The organism is Nostoc sp. CALU 546 (assembly GCF_048836525.1).
Genome location: NZ_JAWJTF010000140.1, coordinates 1 through 20421, shown reverse-complemented (window position 1 = coordinate 20421; position 20421 = coordinate 1). Strand labels below are relative to the sequence as shown.

Genomic DNA, 20421 nt, shown 5'->3' with positions numbered 1-20421 from the left:
CAAAGCGCCACTAAGGAGTAGCGCTTTGTGCGTGCTTTAAATTTCATATCGATTTAGAGCGGGGTTGATCTCGAAGGAACAAAATAAGTTGTCGTTGAAGTTTGGCGACCAAGACGACTACTAAATTTGACCGAGAGTATAATCCGCGCTACCAGATCCATTATAGGATCTGCCGCTTGGAAAGTCCATTCCTTGTGGTCTATTTTGGCTGTCGAAATTCATAAGTTTTTGTAAAGTTAGATTTGATGAAGAAAAATTGCGAATTTTGTAGTTAAAAGATGTAGTAGCGCGAATAACAGTTACCTGTTACCAGTTATCAGTTGGAATTTACAGTCCTTGATAACTGTCAACTGTTGGCTGTTAAGTGATGTAACCCCCTCTGAACTTGTAAACCAAGTTATCAGGGGAAAATATTGTGATAAATAGAGAATGCCCCAAGAGCGCAGTAGTAGAGCGTATGGGGTCGGATGGTGCGTTATCTAAGACTTGCCGCAGGAGCGTCTACGCACAGCAACTTTCTGCTGTGGCGTTGGCGAGTGGGAAAAGTTTCAGTACCAATATTACTTTGAGATTAGACACACCTCTCTTCAAGGAATTCCAAGGGGAGAGCCGATGAATAGCGCGATAACTGAATATCCAAACAATCTCACGGCAGCGGAACACCATGAGTTGTTAGCTGGTAGCGCCATTCATCCGGCGTTGATTGAGCGCAACTTTTTCCATGTAGAGGGAGAATCAGTTTATGATTTCCTGTTCATATCTGATAAAATCTCACGTAAGAATGCGGGTCGGGTAACAGATGGATACATAAAAATGTATCAGCACCTATTACTAGGTGGGACGTGGATTCAGTCACTTGACCCCTTTAAAAACTGGCAACCAATGGAGTGGGGGCGGATTAAGCCGAACTTCCCTCGCATTGATTGGGAAAAAGGCAAGCCAGTTAAGTACGAATCACCCCCCAAAACCCCCAACCGCGTTACCTACTTTGATGTCGCTAACCCTATCTGGGACAGAGTTGCAAAGCGTTATTTAATTAAGCGCTATCATTCGCTTTTAGCATTGCGCTTGCTGGATCAACTCAATCCACTAATATTTTGGGAGTGGGTTCGGCAACATCCAGAGATTCCGATTATCTTATGCGAGGGTGAGAAGAAAGCGGCCTGCTTGCTCTCTTTAGGGTTTGTAGCGATCGCACTCCCTGGAATCTGGAACGGGCGCGTGGGCAAACAGGATTTTGATGAACGGTTGCATCCTGACTTAGTACCAATGACTCAGGCGGGGCGCAAGTTCATAATTCTTTTTGACTACGAAACAAAAGCTAAAACCAGGTGGTCGGTGTTTCAAGCCACTGTTCGCACTGCAAAAGCAATCGAATCGGCAGGTTGCTTTTGTGAAGTTGCATTACTGCCGGGGCCAGAAAAAGGCGTTGATGATTTCGTGGTTGGTCGCGGTGAAGATGCTAACGCTCTACTGACCGCAATCATCGATGATGCTAAATCACTCAAAGATTACCAGCGCTCGTATCGGGCTAAAAAATGGGGACTAAGTAAGTACAAACCGGATGTCACAGTCAATATTAAATATTTGACTCAAGCACTCTGCATCCCTGACTTAGCAGAAAAATGTTCATCTGTCCCGCCACTTTATGATCTGGCAGAAGAAAAATTGTTTACTCCCTTTGTTGCAGGAGCTTCTGAAGCAGGGGGAGCAGGGGAGGCAGGAGGAGCAGGGGGAGAAGAAGAGAGGTCGAGGAGCAGAGGGAGAGGTGAAGCTGAAGCTTCTGGAGCAGAAGAATTATTATTTAATTCTTTTTCCTCCCCTGCTCCCCCTGCCTCTTTCCCCTCTGCCCCGAAAAAATCTTTCCGTTTTCCAGAAAAAGGATTAGTCGTACTGTGGAGCGACATGGGTACAGGCAAAACTGAACTTATGCGCTGGTGGCGTGACCAAAATCCTGATGCCAGATTCCTCAACAATGGACATCGGGTTAACTTGTTGAAAAATCTTGCCGAACGACTCAAAACTGCCATGTACTCCGACTTGGGTTACACAGGTTTAGCCCAGGCCCAAGCCCTTAGTATTACTATTGACAGCTTACATAAACTGAATACTCAGTCTCTCACCTACGGCTGCATATTTATAGATGAAGCCTGCCAATACCTCACCCACCTACTACACAGTAATACTTGCAAACAGCACCGTGCAGCAATACTTGAAGTTCTGGAATATATAGTATACAACGCGCCACTGGTCGTCATCGCTGATGCACACATGGATGACCTGACCGTGGATTTCTTCCGCTCCATGCGACCCTCTGAGGAAATTCCTTACATCATTAAAAACCAGTGGCGAAACGGTTCACGCACAATTTATTGGTACGAGGGAGATAATTCAAGCGCCTTAGTCGCCCAAATCTCGGCAGCGCTGATGCTTGGAGAAAAAATTATGGTTGCCAGTGATTCCAAACGTTTCATCAAGAAACTCGACAAGTCTTTTACTATCAAGTGCGAAGAATCTAGCTCCGAAAAATCCCATACACCACAAAAATGGCGCATCTGGTCGGTTCATTCAGACAATTCTGGCAGCGATGAGAATGTCGCTTTCATCAAAGATATCACCAACGCCGTCAAAAACTTCGATGCCTTGTTCACCTCCCCCAGTCTCGGTACTGGTGTCGATATTTCGGAGTATCATTTTGACTTAGTATTTGGTGTGTTTCACGGCGTTTCCCAAACCGCTACTGAGTGCGCTCAACAACTGTACCGCTACCGTCCGAAAGTCCCTTTTCATATTTGGGTGGCCCCACGTCCTCCCTTTGGCTACCAAGATACAAACGCATCCAAGATTAAAGAGCGCTTGCTCCAAACCAATGAAATGACCGCTTTTCTGTTGCGGATTGACCGTCAAACAGGCAAGCGGGGCGCAGAGAAAGATTGGGCGCTTGAGGCTTACTGCCAAATTATGGCTAACCGCCACTATTCTCTAAATAATTTGCGCGATGATCTGCGATCGCTCCTCACCGAAATGGGCAATACATTTATATATGTGGGCAGTGATTCAGATCCTCAATCTCTTGAAAGTCTAAAAGCAGCAGCACAAGCTTTGGATAGTGCCCACAATTCGGCTGTTGCCAAGGCCAAGAATATTACTTTGAGCGAGTACCGTGCCCGTCAAAGCAAAGATTACCTTGACCCTAATGAAATTTTTGAATGCGAAAAATTCCGCATTTCTGATTCTTACGGCATCGAAGTAACCGAATCACTCGTAGAAATGGATAAAGGCGGCCGCTTAATTAGAGCAATTGCTGGACTTGAGGCCATTTTAGCCGCACCCGAAGAATCGTTTACTGACCCCAAAACTGGGCAAAGTTATCCTACACCACCAACAATTGTCACCCAAAAAGACCGCACCGAGCGCGACAATCTCCCTTTGTGCATCGACTGGGGCAATTATTCCGCACGGTGGCTGGCTAGATTTAACCTGGGGCTGCATCAAATTCTCACTTCTTTAATGAAGGGTGATGAAGTTACTGCCGACGATTCCACCTTACTCAAGATGACGGAGATTGCTATACATTGTGCTGCTCACGTCAAAGCAATTCTTGGGTTTACTATTCCCAGTGACTGTAAACCTATTTGGTTGCTGGCCACAATGCTAGAGCAGCTGGGGCTAAAGCTGACCTTCCGCAAGCAGGGTAAACGGGGTCAACAGGTGAAACTTTTCTCTTTATCTAAAGAGGAATTAGAATTTGCAATGCATGTAATTACTCATCGTGAAACGAAGCGCAATCAAAAAGAAAATCGAACCTCTTATGCCCCCAAAACCCCTGCTGCATATAGTGTAAACCCCAATCAGCAGGACGTATCCACCCCCCCCCCTAATGCTATAGGGAACTCCCATTGCCAAGGGGAGGATACTACAGAATTTGAGTCGCCTCCGACCGATCGCATTACGCTACTCCACTGCGTAGAAATACTTCGCTCTGGTATTAAGCAAGGGGTTGACGCGATTAAAGGCATCCTTAAGCGATGGGTTGAGGATTTGCGCTGGGATACGGTGCTGGAACTTGAAGCGATCGCGGCAAATGAACTGCGACTTGTGGAGGCTCAAGTCCCGGAATTTTACGCCTTGCTAAGTGAAGAAGTGTTGCCTATGGAGGGGGCTGGCTAGGGAAAAATCCCTTTGGCATTTGAAAGCAGTTTTTCTGCTTAGTTTCCAGTAGCAATCGATGCCACTGGTTCTTATTTGTGCTGCATTCTCACTCGTTTAAATTTTAGAGTTTATGTAATTATCAAAGATCCATCAAGTTCAAAGCGCTACTGTCATTAGGTCTAGCTTTGAGATAGCGATCGGTGATGGCTAAATTGGCGTGACCCAAAGTTTCTTTCACCAGCACTGGATTAGTCCCGCGCTCAATGGCGTGAGAACCGTGGGCATGACGTAACCAGTGAGCCGAAACTAGTTCGCTTAATCCAGCTTCTTGTGCAATTGCTTTGACAATCGGGTGCAAGTTTTGACGGTCTAAATGTCCCCCTTTTTGACTTGGAAACACTGCTTGATTGGAGTGAGCCGAAGCTTTGAACTCCATTAATTCCGTCCAGAGTTTCTGCTTGATGAGAATTGTCCGATTTTTACTGCCTTTGGCTTTTCGCACGTACACTTGACCACTCTCACCACGGGGTGTCAAATCTCCCCAAGTCAGATCACAGATTTCACTTGCCCGTAACCCTGCTTGATACAAGAGTTTGATAATTAACAAATTACGTAGGGCTGTGTACTGTCGTTTGGGAGTTTTCGCATCAGCTAAATGCTTACTTGCTGCCCGTACCAACAATTTAATATCAGCTTCGTCTAAATAGCGTTCGTTGATTACATCTGGTAATTCACCCAGTTTTAGTGCCATACCCACATTAAAAGGGAGATATCCAATTTTATGAGCGAAACTAATCAAGCTTTTGGCACAAGCTATGTATATCCGCTTTGTGCTTTCGGCATTGCCCCCAAAAGAACTAGCGTATTCTACCAAGTCTTCATAAGTCACTTTTTTGAGAGGCTTGTCCAGAAAATCCAGAAATCGCCTAGTGTATCGCTGGTAAGCCCGAATAGAAGACGACGCTTTTCCCTCCAACCACAGCGCAATCAACTTCGCCTCCGCCTGCGCTACTGGCAAGGAAGCGATCGCCTTTCTATGGGCTGTTATGTGGACAAGAGAGAGTGTCATTTTTATTACTCCCTTAATAATCAGACACAATAGTAGTTTCGTCTGGTTTTATAGTGTCTGATTTTTATTGTCCTTTAAAATGGGCGTTTCAACTCACTCTCAAGCGACTGAAAATTTCTTGATTTTTGCGTATAGTACACCTCTAATACTGAGGAGCGTGACAAACACAATACTGTTATGCAATTGTTCAGCAGGGTATTTATTTTGAAAAGCCTAAAAGTGGGTGAAAAAAATAAACTAAAAATGACTTTATAGTTAATAAATGATATAAGAGGTCAAAGAGTGTCCTCCAAAGTTTATTTACGCCGCAGTGTACTGCTTTTTCAGCGCTATCACGCCATAAAACTATAGAGTCATTTTTAGTTTATTTTTTGAGAGTGGTTTGATTGCTTTGTGTTTAAGACACTTTTTTCTAGAACCGCAAGCGGGAGCTAGAGAAGTAGTTTCTCAAGAATTGCCAAGGCACTTACCAGTAATGAATGGCACGCTTGTTACTGTGCGTTCGCTGATTTTAAGGCAGTCAAAGGAATTAATTCCTTGAGGGGTAATGATTAAGAGGATTTTTGAAGCAACTCCCTGATGAGAGTGGATTTGGGGGTAGTTTGAGTAGAGAATGATGTCAGGTGGTGGTGCATCGATGAGTGAGACAGAAGTAAAAATAAGCTCCGAGCGGATAGACGATATTCCATTAATAGTTGAATGGCTTGCTCAGATAGAGATAGCCAAACATATCGACCAAAAACTGAAGAAGCCGCACGGAAACCACCAAGGAATGAGCTACGGGCAGTTGAGTGTATTATTACTAACGTATATAATCACTCAATCAGACCATCGGTTATGTGCAGTCGAAGAATGGGTAGAAACACATCGAAAGATTTTGGAATTGACAACGGGGTGGTCGATAGGAAACAAAGATGTCAGTGATGACAGATTGGGAAGGGTAGTAGAAGAATTAGGCAAGCAATCACTTGCTAGACAAGAAATAGAAATTAAATTAGGAAGGCAGATGGCGTTGTTGCATGAATAGAGAAAAATGGTAAATTTTACTTATTCCTTCCTACCTCTACTAATCCCCTCCTAGTTTCTTAGTTGGACTATGAAGACGAAAGCCAAAACTAACTACAGAGTCCGTAACTGGCAGGAATATGATGCGGCGCTCAAGCAGCGAGGGAGCCTGACTTTCTGGGTGAGTGAAGAAGTAATCGAACAGTGGCGCAACGAAAAGAAAACAGGACGGAAAGGAGCCTCCAACTATTACAGTGACGTGGCGATCGCTACGATGGGAACTGTACAATCGGTATTTAACTTAGCAGGGCGGCAGACGGAAGGATTTCTAGAATCACTGTTTATCTTGATGGGAATTGAGTTGAAGGTACCAGATCACTCCACCCTATGCCGTCGTTTGAGCAATTTATCGGTGGAACTGCCCGTAATCCCAAAGGATGACGCAATCCATGTTGTAGTGGATTCAACTGGGGTAAAAGTGTATGGTGAAGGAGAATGGAAAGTTCGCACACATGGGGTAGGTAAACGACGGACGTGGCGGAAGTTGCATCTGGGAGTTGATCAAGGAAGCGGAGAGATTTTGGCTGCGGTGGTGACTACTAATGATGTAGCTGATTGCGAGGTACTACCCGACTTGTTGGAGCAGATTGACTCCAATATTGAACAAGTATCTGGTGATGGCGGTTATGACACAAACAAAAGTTACGACACAATCACTCAACGCCAAGCCAAAGCAGTGATTCCACCTCGCAGTAACGCTCAGATTCAACAGCCTCATAACTCTGAACTGCCTCCACATCAAAGAGATGAAAATTTGCGTCGGATACATCAAATTGGTCGCCAGCAATGGAAGCAAGAAAGTAGATATCATCGACGTTCTTTGTCTGAAACAGCTATGTTTCGACTAAAAATTATTTTTGGGGGTAAGCTAAGACGACGCTTTTTTGACAATCAAGCTGTTGAGTTATTTCTGCAATGTGCTGCACTTAATCGCATGATTCAGTTAGGCAAGCCAGATAGCTACAAAGTGGAAAAATAATTACTAACTCTGCTAAGAGTTGGTGTGCCTTTTTTCTGTTTCATGCAACAAAGCCATTTTAGGAATGTTTGCGTTCCTTGCCGCCGCTTCCAACAAGTCAGTTGTGCCCTCGTCTGGGGTAATCCCTCCAGCTATAGAACAGCAAGCCAATTAACCAAACAATCCGCTTTTTCGCCCAGTCGCAATACAACTCTTGGAGAGGCTACGCTCAGTGCAAGGGGAGCAATTGCAGATGTAAAAGGATGCCATTAAAAAGGTGAGAGCGTTGTTTGATAATGCTTTCAGCTTATATTGTCACTCACTCGGCATCGCTCCCGCCTAATATACTGTGTCCTTATCGAAAGGCAAACTGTCTTCCGGCTCAAAGTTACGCAGGTCTTGCTCCATCTGCTGCCGACGTTGGACGTATGTTCTACTATCTTCAATCCTTCCCCTCATCTGCCATGCACCAAAATTAATACCCTGTTCTGCGTGTTTAGCAGATACTTTGTTGTAATCATCAACCTCGATTTTCTTGCGTCGTTCCATTTCTTCTAGCCACCCAAGGTTTGTACCCTTTTTAAGCTCAGATTCAAAGTACTCCTGTTTAAGAGAACCGTCAGGGTTGAACTGTGTTTTCTCTGTTGGGGTGAAGAAATCGTATGCCGTGTAGACTGGACTTAGCTCTGGGTCGGTTTCATCTAGATGTTCTAACTCAAGATACCTATTCTTCAAGATTTGAGCGTGTTTATCGATCATTTCAGGACGCATATTATCAGCAATTAACTGCTGAAGATACTCTGGTTTTAAAGAACCATCTCCACTGACTTTTTCTTGGTTCATATTTAACCAGCGTTTTAATCTTGACATATTTACCCCCAAGAATTTTTCCAAATTTAAATAAATGTATGGCTCTAGAATTTAAACACTTTGATACAAGGTTAAATCAATGGATTCATGATGACGGAGACAAGAAGAACCCTGATTCAATTTTAACTGAGAAAATAGACAATACTTTATTAGAATCATACTTTCCAAATAAAGAATTTTCTTTTGGACATATTGATGAATATAGTAAGCCAGAAGATTTACAAAATCACCCAGAGGGACATATTATTTTATTATCTTCTAAAACCAGGCTTCTGTATGGTTCTCCAGAATGCTTAGAAGTAATTGAGAAATTATGCCCTGATAGAAAAGATAGAGGTGCTTACGGTTCAATTTTTTTAGGTGCTTGTAAAAATTCAATTAATGAACGGTTAAACATTTTAGTTGTAGATGATAATACGGGAGAAAATGGAGGCTTTATTAAAGACCAAGATGCTTTTAAATTAGTAGGAGACTGCTATGGACAGATTTCAAATGAAGCTTATGTTAAATTAACTAAAAAAAAAGAACATGAAGATAAAAGTTATCGAGTGATTCAGCATCGCTTTGGTTGGAGAGAAGGCGATGGAGAAGATACTAAATACCGTTTTGGGAAAGGAACTCTACGACCATTTAAACTAGAAGAGTTGTCTTGGCAAGAGAATACACCCAAAATCGACTTAATCATTCCCATATCCAGTTTTAAAGGTACAGACAAAGATAATCCCAATGGTGCTAGTAAACCCCAAATTCAACCAGGGCTATATCAACAAAAAGTCTGGTTAGGTGAGAAGTCTCAGTCAGAGCGGGGCCAGACAGCTATATCCCAACTGTTGGCATCATTTCCCCAAGGGATCAAAGATTTCGCTGAGGAGCTAGAGGCACAGGCTCAAAAGCTAGCCGAAAATCAGGATGACCCAAGGATTGTTGCACAACTTTACTGTGAGAGATACGAAAAACGTAAGGCTTTCACCGAGTCACAAAAAGCATCTTTAAAAAAACAAATTACTCTTGCCTCTGCTGATGGCTCATTAGCTAAACAATTAGAACTAGTGACATCGAATGATGCTAATGGAGAATATGAGGCAACTGATGAAAATAATGAATCTCCAAAAGATGATTTGTTAATGTATAAACTCATAAAAGCTGATTTAGTTGGGGGACATAATCAGCTTTTAGAAACTGAAAAAGTCAAACAAGAACTGAGTAAATTTGTCCAAAGTGAGTGGAGAGATATAGCACTTGGGAGAACTTTAACATTTGATCGAGGAATGATTATCCCATCCAAAGAACTAACAAATGGTGAAATTTGTGTCTCTTGGATGGATGAAAAGGAAAAAGTATTAAACTTTCGTTCTCCCTTTCTCAACTCTAATGGGTTGTGTGTATCTACCAATAAACATGTTTTAGACCGTTTAGCTCCAGATGGTGAACCATTGCAAGGAATAATTGTAGTCAACGATGAAGACCACAAACGTATACTTGCTAGGATTGAGGCGCTAGAAACTCAAGGCATTGAACACAACGAAGTTAATCCCCTCGAAACCGAATCAGAACGCCAAGCACGAGACTACGATGGTGACTGTATTGGTGTGGCAAAAGCCGGCTTATACCCTAATCTGACAGCAGAGGCAGAGCGAAGAAATCTTCCCCAAAACGCCTATTCGCCCACGGTTAAGCTCAAAAAACAATCATTTTATTTGGAAAATGGAAGCCAGCCCCCATTTGAAAAAATCGCTATCCACATGAGTGATAGCATCAGCGTGGGCATAATCAACAATCAAGTGACAGCACTGGAAGCATTAGAATCAGAAATTGAGGTACTAAAGACTTACGGTACTTTTGAGCAGAAATCAAATTATCTAGACCAAGTTTCTAACCATTACGAAACCCTGTTTGAGCAAGAACGCCAGAAAGATCCAAAGTTAATTCGAGAAGAATACAAGCCTTATATGCAAGGGGTTGTTGAAATTGCTCATTCTCAAAGAACTCCCGAAATGATCCAGAAAGCAATGGAAATTAACCGCCTGATGTACCGGGAAATGATTGGTGAGGGATGTTATCAAAACCAAATAGCGGTTGATTTATTCAAAAGTGCTAAAAAACCGGAGATGGATAAAATCCGGGAAAACAGCCGCTACTTGTATCGTGATGTTAATTATATTAAAGATAAGAAATCTTCGTTAGTTTATTTAAGCACAGGGATAACACCAAAGGGCTACTCACCAGTAGAATTATTGATTAGCCAAACCAATAAATATTTCCAAGAATCACGGTTAGAATCGCGTTCCATAGTCCAGTTTAAAGACTTGTTCAAAGGGGTAGAATTTACACCACAGCAGAAATTTGCAGCGATCGCCGCCAAATACGAGTTTGATCTGAAGTTCAACGCTGCGGTTCGTGCCTCAAGGCGGCGAGAAACAGAGTCTGGGCCTAGCGCAGTTGTTCAAACGGATTCAGGAACGCAACTCGAAATTACCAATCTCACCCGTTACGGGCATCCCTTAATCTGGAAAGCCCAGACGTTGAACATTCGCCTAGATGAGATTAAATTCACAAACAGTGAACGCCCCCATAAATTATTAGCAGTTGCACAGATAGATGACGAGGTTGGGGAAAATGGAAAACCTGCTTACCGCAACCTGGGGACAGTTAGCCAACAATCTGCGACTGACCACAACCTCAAGGCGGGAATGACCATGCAGGGAGCTAAACTCCTAGAACTAAAACCAGAACTTACCAGAAGCCAAACTAAATTACTTTTCGACAAGGCACAAGAGGCGGCTCTCGCATTTTATGCGAAGATCCCAGAGTCAGAAAAACTTGCATCCGCCGCCGCCGCTTGGAATATCTGTGCATCCCGCCAAGATGAACTTGAAGTTGCAAGAAAAGAAAACGCAAACCCCCAAGCGATCGCTAAAAAAGTTTCTAATTTCGCCTTCGCTGCTTTCCCCAATGAGATTATCTCTCGCTTAGATAAATTGCAATTTACTGAACCGAAGTTAGTCACACTGAATAATGAAGCGAATCAATTTTTGGGTCGAGACTGGAATCCCACCGAAAAACACCCGATAGAAATTAGAGCTAGTCACCACCCAGTCGGACATGAGCGCCATGTTTCCAGGCTAATGTTTGTCCAGGATAGTGACGGCGAATATAAGGAATTCGCCATGCTCGAAACCAGAACCGCACAGCTTCCCATTGGAACGAAAGCGCTCTCTTGTATGGTTGGGGTAGAACCTGCCACAGCATCAGCAACTATTGGACTACCAGGAAACGAGCCGGTTGAAATTACTATCCGTGAACTCAAGAACTTCTCTTATGCAGGACTTGTTTTTAACGCCGAATCGGTCAACTTAGAATTTGGCACTGTGCCGATGGCTGACAAAACAGTGAAAATCAAACTTGATGGCAAAACTCTGGGGGAGTTAGACAGTGATTCTGTCCAACAGTTAAAACAAATTGATTACCTGAAAAATGGTAATCCTCTAAAGTTAAAACTTACTTCTATCTCCGAAACTGGAGATCAAGCTTTTGTTCTGGGTGAATCTCCCAATGGGAATCTTCTCAAAATTAATAAAATTAACTTTTATGATTTTTCTGGTCAGACATTCAATGAGCAAGATTACCGAAAACTGACTATCGAAACCTCAGCTTCTAAAACTAGAGATGCTGTATTTTTGAATGGTGAACCTTTGGGAGTATTGCACTTCAAAAAAGACAAAGACGCGCTCAGACAACTTGGATTGCTCAAAACCGGAAAACTTACACACGCCGACGCTATTATTCAAAGTAATTTCTCTGTGATTTGCGCTCAAATTGACCCTAAGACCGTTGAATATCCTACTATTTGGACGAAGGAATTTCAGGCTTTTGGGACTCAATCAGTTAATTCTGAACAACAAGAGATGATTGAGAGTAGTGCGAATATTCTACATCATATTAAAGAGCGCCCTACTTTCTTATTTTCTACCCAATCAAACAAAAAACTTGGAGTCATGGGCTTGGCTGTTGACAACCAGAAAGCTGATACTGTAACTAAATGGTTAACTGCTCAAAATGTTAAATTCTCGCTTGCCCCAACAGAAGATGTTATAAGGGAAACTAAAAAAGGTCTAGCGGTATTTAACTTGGTTGATAGCTCCATCCATGTCAAAACTTTAGAGAGCATGGCCAAGAAATTTGGGGCTGTGATTGAAACGGATAGTGAGTATCAACAAAGGGTTAATTCCCTCGCCACACGACCGCAGTTTTTGAAACCACCAGAACAAACAGCACAATCCCCACCTAACCAATCAACTCTATTACTCTCCACTACTCCTTCTACACCAGACATTAGTAATGGTGTGAAAACCGAACCTCTAAGTGTAGAGAAGCTCCCGACACTCACTATTGATGACTTGAGAAATTGGTATAATGCCGCAGATAAGTTAGGGAAGCCGGAAAATTACAAAAAACGCATTGTAGAAGTGGCTTATGGGTTTAAAGCTGGTGAGCAATTATCAGCTCAAGCGTTGACAGTAATGAATCAAGATATGTTTGAGCTTGAAGTCATCAGTCGGCTGACTCAAATTGCTCAAAGGATTGGCATGGTCTGGGGTAAGTCTGATGAAAATGGTACTCAAGTCCAAGGAAAGATTTATGACTTGGCTTTCAATACCCAGCAGAGGGATTTAACTATTTCGCAGAAAAATGGAGAGGTAATTTTAAACTTGCAATCGGGTCAGGTGCAGACTAATAAACTAACTCCACAGATATTGCAAACTTTTGAGGATGCGAATAGTCAGATAGATAAAATTTTAGCGCAAAATAAAAGTCAAGGACTAGAAATACACAGATAAATTAACTTAGTCGGTCAAAGATCCGAGTTGATGAATATTTCAGCAATTATAAATCACAATAGAAAATATGTGGTGAAATTAATGGAAGAGATTGATGTAGAACAAGGGCAACTGTGGTATGAAAAAGGATTAGAACATCTCAAATCAGGAAACTTATCTGGAGTAATGGAGTGCTTCAGAAATGCACTTTATTTCTATCCTAATTTTGCGGAAGTTCACAATACTATAGGAATGATTCAGTTTCAAATCGAAAAATATGAAGGTGCGATTCAACTTTTTGATAACGCATTAGCAATGAATCCTAACTTTGCTGAAGCTTATAATAATCGGGGACTAGCTCGATCAAAAATCTGTCATAAATCAGAATTCCCCAAGGTGATTGAAGATTACACTAAAGCCATCGCCCTGAATCCAAATTTAGTCCAAGCTTATTTAAATCGGGCTGATACGTATAAAAATCTAACTGGTGATAATCCAGCAGCTATCTTAGATTACAATCAAGTAATTTCACTTGACCCAAACTGTTTATCAGCTTATATAAATAGGGCGAATATTTGTTTTTTATCTGGGGAATTAGAAAAATCCCTCTTTGATTTAGAAAAAGTATTATCTCTAGATGCTGATTGTGCAGAAGCATACTGTGGACGAGGGACAGTCAGATTCCATCTGGGCAATATTGAGGGCGCTAAAAAAGATTTATTTAAAGCTTTTGGTTTGTATGAGGCGCGAGGGAATATGATTTGTTGTGCTTTTACTCGAAGTTTGATTATGGAGCTTTTTCGGGATCATGAAGTTTACAAAGATTTGTTTGGGGTTGGAAGTAGGATAAGCAAACAATTGTAGATTGCCGATTGTAGATTTGAGATTGACTGCACCCACAAGGGATGCAGCTTGAGGATTTGAGATTGACGATTTTAGATTTATTCCGCCCACAATATGCTGGGCTTGTACCAAAAACAAACAATAAAGCAATCTGCGATCTTCAATCTGTAATCTTCTCGGTCAAATCGTAAAAGTAGCCACTTTTGTCAAGTGGCTACAAATTTCATCCAATAATCTGAATCACAGCAGTTAAATTTGACGGTGCTTGAAATGAATACCCGCTTATTAAGCACAAAACTTACTAATTCTTGTGGACTTAAAAGCTTATTCTTCGATCCCAATTGTTCAGAAGAGTGGATGTTAAGTGGGCTGCTTACGTGGTCTACTGGGTTTTCGTGGAGCTTTGCAACGGACGAGTGCTTTTAGTTTTTGGAGAGCCAAAAGCTGTTTATTTTGTTGTTATTTGTTGTTTGAGATTGCTTTTAAGGGCTAGACCTGTACCTAAAGTGCCTAGAGCTAGTAAACCCAATATAGAAGTCGATTCAGGAACTGATGTCGAGACTGGATCGGCACGGAAAACAACATTTCTCGAAATATTATTACTATCTGTAATCGTAGCAAAGAATGAAATTTGACCTAAATTATTGAGACCCCCATTAAAAAAAAGATTGGTTACAGTACCGTCCAAAAGAGAGTCACCTATGCCAATTACCTTATCTGCAATCGGGTCTGAACCTGTAAAGATGCCATCAGCAAAAGCATTTGCTGCCCCATTCTCTAAAGTTGCATTAAAAGCTACTTGATTATTGTCATTAATTTGGGGTCTAGAAAAGCTACTAAAAGAGCTACTGGTATTGGCAACAGTGGTAATTTTTTCACCGTTGCCTATAAAGATTCCGTCTTCCCCATTGTCTAAACGACCCTCAAATATAACATCGTTTCTGTTATTAATAGAAGTCTCAAAAAATCCACCAGAGAAAAGACTAGTATCATCAGCGATAGTAGTAATTAACCCATTTTGAATGGTGAACACGCCTTGCCCTCCATCTTTTAACGAAGCTGTAAAAGCCACTACATTATTGTCGTTAATTGCAGGAGGTTGGTCGAAAAACCTAAATTGCCCACTAGTGTCTACAACAGTGGTTAAAGAACCACCACTACCAGTAACAATTACAGGGCTGTCGAAGCCATTAAAAAGCGTGAAAACTAATGTATTATTGTTATTAAATGCATTGGCTGATAAATTTGTAGTAAACAAACCATCGCTTGGTGTAGCAACAGTTATAACTGTCTCACCGTTACTTATAAAAAGACCTTCTTGAGGTTCACTAGCAATATTTGCGAAGGCTACCGTACCACTGTTGTTAATTGCTACACCGTTAATAGCGTATCGTGGATCGGGGCCGACAACCGGGCTAATTGCTCCACCGTTGCCAGTGAAGATACCTGCACCTGAAGGTGTGATGGCACCAAAAGCTACCGTGCTATTATCATTTATAGGGCCACCTCCAACATCAAAAAAGTTTTTGTTGTCAGCTTCGGCAATTTTTGTAAAAGTAAATGTGCCTGCATATACCGATTTAACTTCTATGGCTATTAGACTGAGAAATATACTGGCTATAGCAGTTAAAAACCTTGGGTAAGTATTCATGGCAATCTCACTTTATTACATTATCCTGTTGACTGCATAATTATCTCATCTTACGTCAATGCCGAATCCGCAGTGCTTGTTGTCTAATTAGAAGAATTTTCTACCTTTGCGTGCAAGCCATTACTTAATATTCACGATGTCATTGTTGCTTTACCCTACTGTAGTAGAGGTTTATCTAAACTACTGCTACAGAAGGCTAAGGAAATCGCGTTCGCTGAAGGGCTGCTGCAAAGTCACGCTAGAGGTACTGGAAGGAAACCATGTTGCTCAGTTAGAATACAATGCGTGCGGATGCCGAATCATCGTAATTTTTAATCAGGCGGGAAGTGTTGTTAAAACCACGCTTACCCAAGACCTGGACTACCACAAAAGTACAATTGGGTCATCGTGTTCTGCTCATTGACATCGACCCTTAACCCAGGTTAGTGCTTCTGACACGCAACAACCAGTAAAAAGGCAAATCCTTTTCCAGAGCGCGATGTTATTACCGCCCAAGCGATCGTGTGTACTGAGAAACCTTTCAGTAATAATCGCTTCGATTGGTTTTAGGTTAGTATCTTTCTTGCCCGTTTTGGCACGGTTATGCCAAATACGCTAAATATAAAGGTAAAACAACTGCCAATGCAAGATTTAAGTCAGTGCAGGGATCGTGTTTTACATTACAATGCTTCCCGTACAAGAGTGGATACTAGAATTCCGCCTCGGTTATCTTGGTCGCTACTGGAGCCTGATAAGCGTTGTGGGCTTATTAATTGGCTTTTTGCTCTGTCTGCTGATATTTGTGCCAATTGATCATTAACATGATACTAGATCCGTTCAGATATCCAGATCATATTAGCAATTCGCAATTCGCAATTCGCAATTCGCAGTTCGCAATTATGGAAGAAATTGGAAATTTATTCATTTTTGGTACAAGCTCCTAATTTCAATTAGGAAAAATAAAACAGTTAATATTAATATTCAGAGCAAGCGAAATTATGCCTAATGTTTAATTGCGAATTGCGAATTGCGAATTGTTTTGGTGCAATACTCTGGCTGGGGCAGTGGCTGATCCTGCGCCAGACTGAGATGACACCAAGAATTTTTGCGCTGATCAATACAGTAGTTGGAATTTCTGTCTTTTCTGTGCTGGTATGGTTTAACCAAAAAAGTTTGCAATGGAGTGGTGGCCCGATTGAAGGCTGGAAAACCGGACTCATCTTTCTACTGGGTGGTACAGTTACCGGAGCCGCGACGGGTAAAGCATTAGATTTTTACTGTGGACGAGTTGAGCAGCGATTAATCAGACTTGAGAGGGAGAGGGTAGAGCAAGAAACCCAAGAGCGAGAAAGGCTCTTAAGAGAAAGGTTTGAGAAGGAGAAATTAGCGCAAGAACGCCTAGAAGCAGAGATGGCAGAACGGAAAAGGATACAGCGAGAGGCGGCTCAAGAGGAAGAACGCCTGTGGTACGAAAAACACGGGAAAGACTATGCTGATTATGAATATGAGGAGGATGAAGAGGAATATAAAGGTGAGGAAGATTGAAGAATAATATGAAAAATGCCTAAGAATGTCATACGCTGTTTTGACATGAAAATAAAAGTTTGTATAGAGCAACAGATTATTTGACTGTAACGACAAATTATCAATTAAGTTCTTCTTGCTTGTAAGCTTGACTGTAAAAAAGTCTAACTTTTATGGTTGTTGGCATAAAGTTGTATAAATGTGCAAGAATATGCAATGCAGAAGGATTTAGATTTGTGACAACAATCTGTCGCTCTATAGCCATCCTGACAATGGGTTTAATTAGAATTAAACTGCAAAACATTCTTCAAAAAATGGATAAAACTTGTTCGCTAACAACTCAAACTTTTCTCCAATACAATCAGGACGAGCTATTTTATAACCTTTGCCATTGTACCAATCGGGATTCATCGCTGGAGAATAACACAGATAAGCGGTGCCATCTTTGTAATACCCAGATATAGTTAAGATATTTATTTTAGGTAAATAATTTACTTGAAAATTTCCGACAGCGCGGTTTTTACTTTTAAAAGTAATAGCTAAATTAGTGTCAAAAATATTTTGAGAGTCTTTATTTAATGATTTCAAATACATTTGCGGTACAACTAAAGCTGCATGAACCTTACCGATTTTTCGAGCAGATAACTGAAACTCAATGTTGCTAAAAACTTGTTCAACAATCTTAGTAATCTCTGTTTGGAAATCTATTTGTACCGTGTAAAGAAGTTGTTCTAAATCTATATTGAGCATTACTTTTCCTTTGAATATTCAACTGTTATCAAGAAAAATTATGAATTTTTTGACAAAGTGATTAATGATTACCAACCAGAGGAGCTAAATTGATATTTATCTTAGACTACATACGGCACAATCTATTTTCCAGAAATACACTGAAAGTAGAGCAACTTGCTAGTGCCCAATCTGTTCTTTATTAGCTCACCATCAGCTTTACTGACAGAGACAGATTAGCTCTCGGTCGAATGGGAGTAATGTTTTTCAGTCGTTGCGGCAACTGATGAAGCGCAATCGCCCCTTCCTCCCGTTGCCTCTGCCGATAATCAAGTAAGTTCTGAGCAAACACGAGATCATCAGTATTCAGCCGATAATACCGAGATGGCACAGAGTTAAGGATGAAATGTGAATGTTATGCAGATGTTACAGGGTGCGATCGCGGTAAATTCTTGACAAAAAGCCTGGAAACAAACGCCTGCGAGCGTTACGGTATATTCAAAGCAGGTTATAAGGGCTTGTTCGGCTGAAGCTGTAAGGCAGCTGCAAAATTTGTTGATAAGTGATTTCTCGGTAAAGGTGTGTGCAAGTCTAAATAAATTATTAAGGGAATACCCAGGTAAGATGGGTAGAAATTGGGTAGTTCTGCGCTATTTTTACCCAAGCGATTGAGCGATAATTATGTGTATAAAAAGCGCTGGCAAAGATTTTAAGCTGGCATTTAATAAACTGCAATATAAAACAGAGCCCTGGGTTTTTACAGGGCTTTTTAAATTGAAAACTCAGTTTTCGAGTTTAAAAAAGTGAATGATGGTTTGATTGTATCTTTTACAAACAAATGAAAGCGAGTTTTAATTAGCTGGATTGGAGTTGAGTACAAGATCAAGTAAAGTACGAGCAGGTTGTGATTTAAATAGTGCAGCTTGGTGGTCACTATAAGCACGAACTAGGCGATTAAGCGTGCTGGCACCAGTTTTGGCTTTTTCAATTTCTTCACCTCTGACGATTTCGCCATCAAGCATCTGCTCAATCACAAGTTTAATATCACCAGCTTCAAGGCGGACTTTTTGTAGCTTTTCTAAAGTGCTAAGTAAGGTTTTGAGTGAATTTAAGATTTCGTCACTATCTAGAGCATTTTCCACTGATTCAGCGATTCCTTGAGTTTGTGTCTCATCTGGAAGTGTCAGTAATTCAGCAGTAGATATTTTAGGTTTTGTCTCAGATTCAGTAAATCGCAAAGTTTTGCTAAAGAGCGATCGCTAAGTAGACACTCAGTAGAAGTTAGTTCTAAATAATACCTATTTTATAATTAAAACTTATATTCAATAAAAGAGGTTCAAAAACTGAAATTATCAAGAATGTACATCCACCCAAATAATGACCATTGACGACTTTACCAAAACAGCTTGCACTAACTGATTCAGAAACCCTTGACGAAGTTCTGGATTGTTTAAGTGAAAATATTTCTATTGAGACCCAAGGAGTTTGCGATCAGAAAACTCTATTTGAAATATTAGTGAGAGCAGCAAGTAGTGGAGATAGTATTGAGAATACAACAAAAGTTTTAAATAGTAGTCCATGTGGTAGCGATATCAGGTATCACTTAGATAAAATCAATAATTTTGAGCAGCTAGAAAATCAAATCAATTTAGCTCTCAAAAGTAGAATTCCTCATCGTATTAAAAATGCATATCATAAAATTGCCATTGATTTAAATTTAATTCCTTACTATGGGAAACCTGATAGTGATGAAGACCCTTATATTTATAGAAGTCAGGCTAAGTCAGGAACTTGTTCTTTTTATGCCTATGCAACTTTATATATATTAACCAAGGGGAAACGGATTACACTGGCGATTAGAGGAGTACGTTGGTTAGATACAAATGTTGCCATTATCACCTACTTATTAGCTGAACTTGAGACTATTAAAGTAAATGTAAAAACACTGTATTTGGATAGAGGATTTTTTAGTATCGCTGTAATCAGGTGGTTGCAAGCCTTGGATATTCCCTTTATAATGCCAGCGATTAGAAGAGGAAAAAAGGGTGGTGTAAATCAATTTCTTAAAGGCAGAAGTAGTTATAAAACTACTTACACAATGGGTGAAGAGAAAGATAATAATGTTACCTTTAGCTTATGGATTATCTGCAAATACAAAAAAGGGACAAGAAAACAACATGGTATTGAATACTTTGCTTATGTTGTTTATAAGTCGAAAATAAACCTATCTTACATTCATCAAGATTATCGAAAAAGATTTGGAATTGAAAGCAGTTATAGATTAAAAAATCTATGTCGAATCAGAACAAATAATAAGAAGCCCGTATTGAGATTATTATATGTTGGTATTTCTTTTGTGTTAGTCAATATTTGGGTTTATCTTCTTTGGTTTAAGATTAGTCGAAAACGAAAGGGTAGGCGATTAATTTATCGTAACCTTTTCTGTCTTAAACAAATGTTAGCTTTTCTACGTCAAGTTGTTGAGCGCAAATATGGAAGTGTTAAAGGTATTTATATTCCATCGGGTTAGCAATCGTTAAAAGTTGCTTAACTATAAGTAAAAGTAATTTATCCCAGCCTACGGGTTAAGATAGTTTCGCAGAAAATGTATCTCAAGTTACAAAATATTGGCGATCGCTCTCTTGGAAAAAACTTTGCGATTTACTGAGATTACTGCTTGCCATTAATCCTGACTCAAGAAATCTTTCTGAGTGTATCGTTTAATTTATTCGTTTGTATGAGTAGTTTCCTCGTGACTCTCGGA

Annotated in this window: 13 protein-coding genes and 2 pseudogenes; 8 read left to right on the top strand and 7 right to left on the bottom strand. The window is 40.7% G+C overall.

What is annotated here, in order from left to right; genetic code table 11:
- The first annotated feature begins 612 nt into the window (after positions 1-612).
- Positions 613-4170, top strand: coding sequence for a plasmid replication protein, CyRepA1 family (locus RRG12_RS38630; RefSeq protein WP_420762846.1), 3558 nt, complete (start codon positions 613-615; stop codon positions 4168-4170).
- 121 nt (positions 4171-4291) lie between these two features.
- On the opposite strand, the gene RRG12_RS38625 is transcribed toward RRG12_RS38630, so the two are convergent.
- Positions 4292-5221, bottom strand: a complete 930-nt coding sequence (locus RRG12_RS38625; RefSeq protein ID WP_420762845.1) for a tyrosine-type recombinase/integrase — start codon at positions 5219-5221, stop codon at positions 4292-4294.
- A gap of 637 nt (positions 5222-5858) precedes the next feature.
- Between RRG12_RS38625 and RRG12_RS38620 the strand changes: the two are divergent.
- Both RRG12_RS38620 and RRG12_RS38615 read left to right on the top strand, forming a co-directional pair.
- Positions 5859-6245: pseudogene (locus RRG12_RS38620) on the top strand (DUF4277 domain-containing protein); the annotation flags it as partial.
- A gap of 72 nt (positions 6246-6317) precedes the next feature.
- Positions 6318-7265, top strand: a complete 948-nt coding sequence (locus tag RRG12_RS38615) for an IS5 family transposase (RefSeq protein WP_420758163.1) — start codon at positions 6318-6320, stop codon at positions 7263-7265.
- Between the two features lie 318 nt (positions 7266-7583).
- Here the strand turns inward: RRG12_RS38615 and RRG12_RS38610 are convergent, their stop codons facing one another.
- The gene (locus RRG12_RS38610; protein ID WP_420762844.1) at positions 7584-8114 is read right to left on the bottom strand and encodes a hypothetical protein; all 531 of its coding nucleotides are present in this window, start codon (positions 8112-8114) and stop codon (positions 7584-7586) included.
- A 38-nt stretch (positions 8115-8152) separates the two neighbouring features.
- On the opposite strand from RRG12_RS38610, the gene RRG12_RS38605 reads away from it, so the two are divergent.
- Together RRG12_RS38605 and RRG12_RS38600 are read left to right on the top strand one after the other, a co-directional pair.
- Entirely contained in the window at positions 8153-12952 is a 4800-nt protein-coding gene (locus RRG12_RS38605) for a hypothetical protein (RefSeq protein WP_420762843.1), read from the top strand.
- Positions 12953-12982: 30 nt separating this feature from the next.
- Entirely contained in the window at positions 12983-13795 is an 813-nt protein-coding gene (locus tag RRG12_RS38600) for a tetratricopeptide repeat protein (RefSeq protein WP_256091060.1), read from the top strand.
- A 427-nt stretch (positions 13796-14222) separates the two neighbouring features.
- On the opposite strand, the gene RRG12_RS38595 is transcribed toward RRG12_RS38600, so the two are convergent.
- On the bottom strand, positions 14223-15425 hold the full coding sequence (locus RRG12_RS38595; RefSeq protein WP_069071728.1) for a DUF7453 family protein: 1203 nt from the start codon (positions 15423-15425) through the stop codon (positions 14223-14225).
- Between the two features lie 984 nt (positions 15426-16409).
- Between RRG12_RS38595 and RRG12_RS38590 the strand changes: the two genes are divergently transcribed.
- Positions 16410-16949: a hypothetical protein gene (locus RRG12_RS38590; RefSeq protein WP_420762847.1), complete on the top strand. Its 540-nt coding sequence runs from the start codon at positions 16410-16412 to the stop codon at positions 16947-16949.
- Positions 16950-16964: 15 nt separating this feature from the next.
- Here RRG12_RS38590 and RRG12_RS38585 read toward each other — a convergent pair.
- The 3 genes and pseudogenes from RRG12_RS38585 to RRG12_RS38575 form a co-directional block, all read right to left on the bottom strand.
- A pseudogene (locus RRG12_RS38585) lies at positions 16965-17021 on the bottom strand (DUF1993 family protein); the annotation flags it as partial.
- A 195-nt stretch (positions 17022-17216) separates the two neighbouring features.
- Positions 17217-17678 (bottom strand): hypothetical protein, encoded by a 462-nt coding sequence (locus RRG12_RS38580; protein WP_069074890.1) that lies wholly within the window; start codon positions 17676-17678, stop codon positions 17217-17219.
- A gap of 181 nt (positions 17679-17859) precedes the next feature.
- Positions 17860-18048, bottom strand: coding sequence for a hypothetical protein (locus RRG12_RS38575; RefSeq protein WP_420762842.1), 189 nt, complete (start codon positions 18046-18048; stop codon positions 17860-17862).
- Positions 18049-18058: 10 nt separating this feature from the next.
- Here RRG12_RS38575 and RRG12_RS38570 point away from each other — a divergent pair, with 10 nt between their 5' ends.
- Entirely contained in the window at positions 18059-18187 is a 129-nt protein-coding gene (locus tag RRG12_RS38570; protein WP_420762841.1) for a hypothetical protein, read from the top strand.
- A 321-nt stretch (positions 18188-18508) separates the two neighbouring features.
- Here RRG12_RS38570 and RRG12_RS38565 read toward each other — a convergent pair whose 3' ends face one another.
- Positions 18509-18895: a hypothetical protein gene (locus RRG12_RS38565; protein ID WP_420762840.1), complete on the bottom strand. Its 387-nt coding sequence runs from the start codon at positions 18893-18895 to the stop codon at positions 18509-18511.
- 146 nt (positions 18896-19041) lie between these two features.
- Between RRG12_RS38565 and RRG12_RS38560 the strand changes: the two genes are divergently transcribed.
- Entirely contained in the window at positions 19042-20187 is a 1146-nt protein-coding gene (locus RRG12_RS38560; RefSeq protein WP_420759152.1) for an ISH3 family transposase, read from the top strand.
- Positions 20188-20421: the final 234 nt, after the last annotated feature.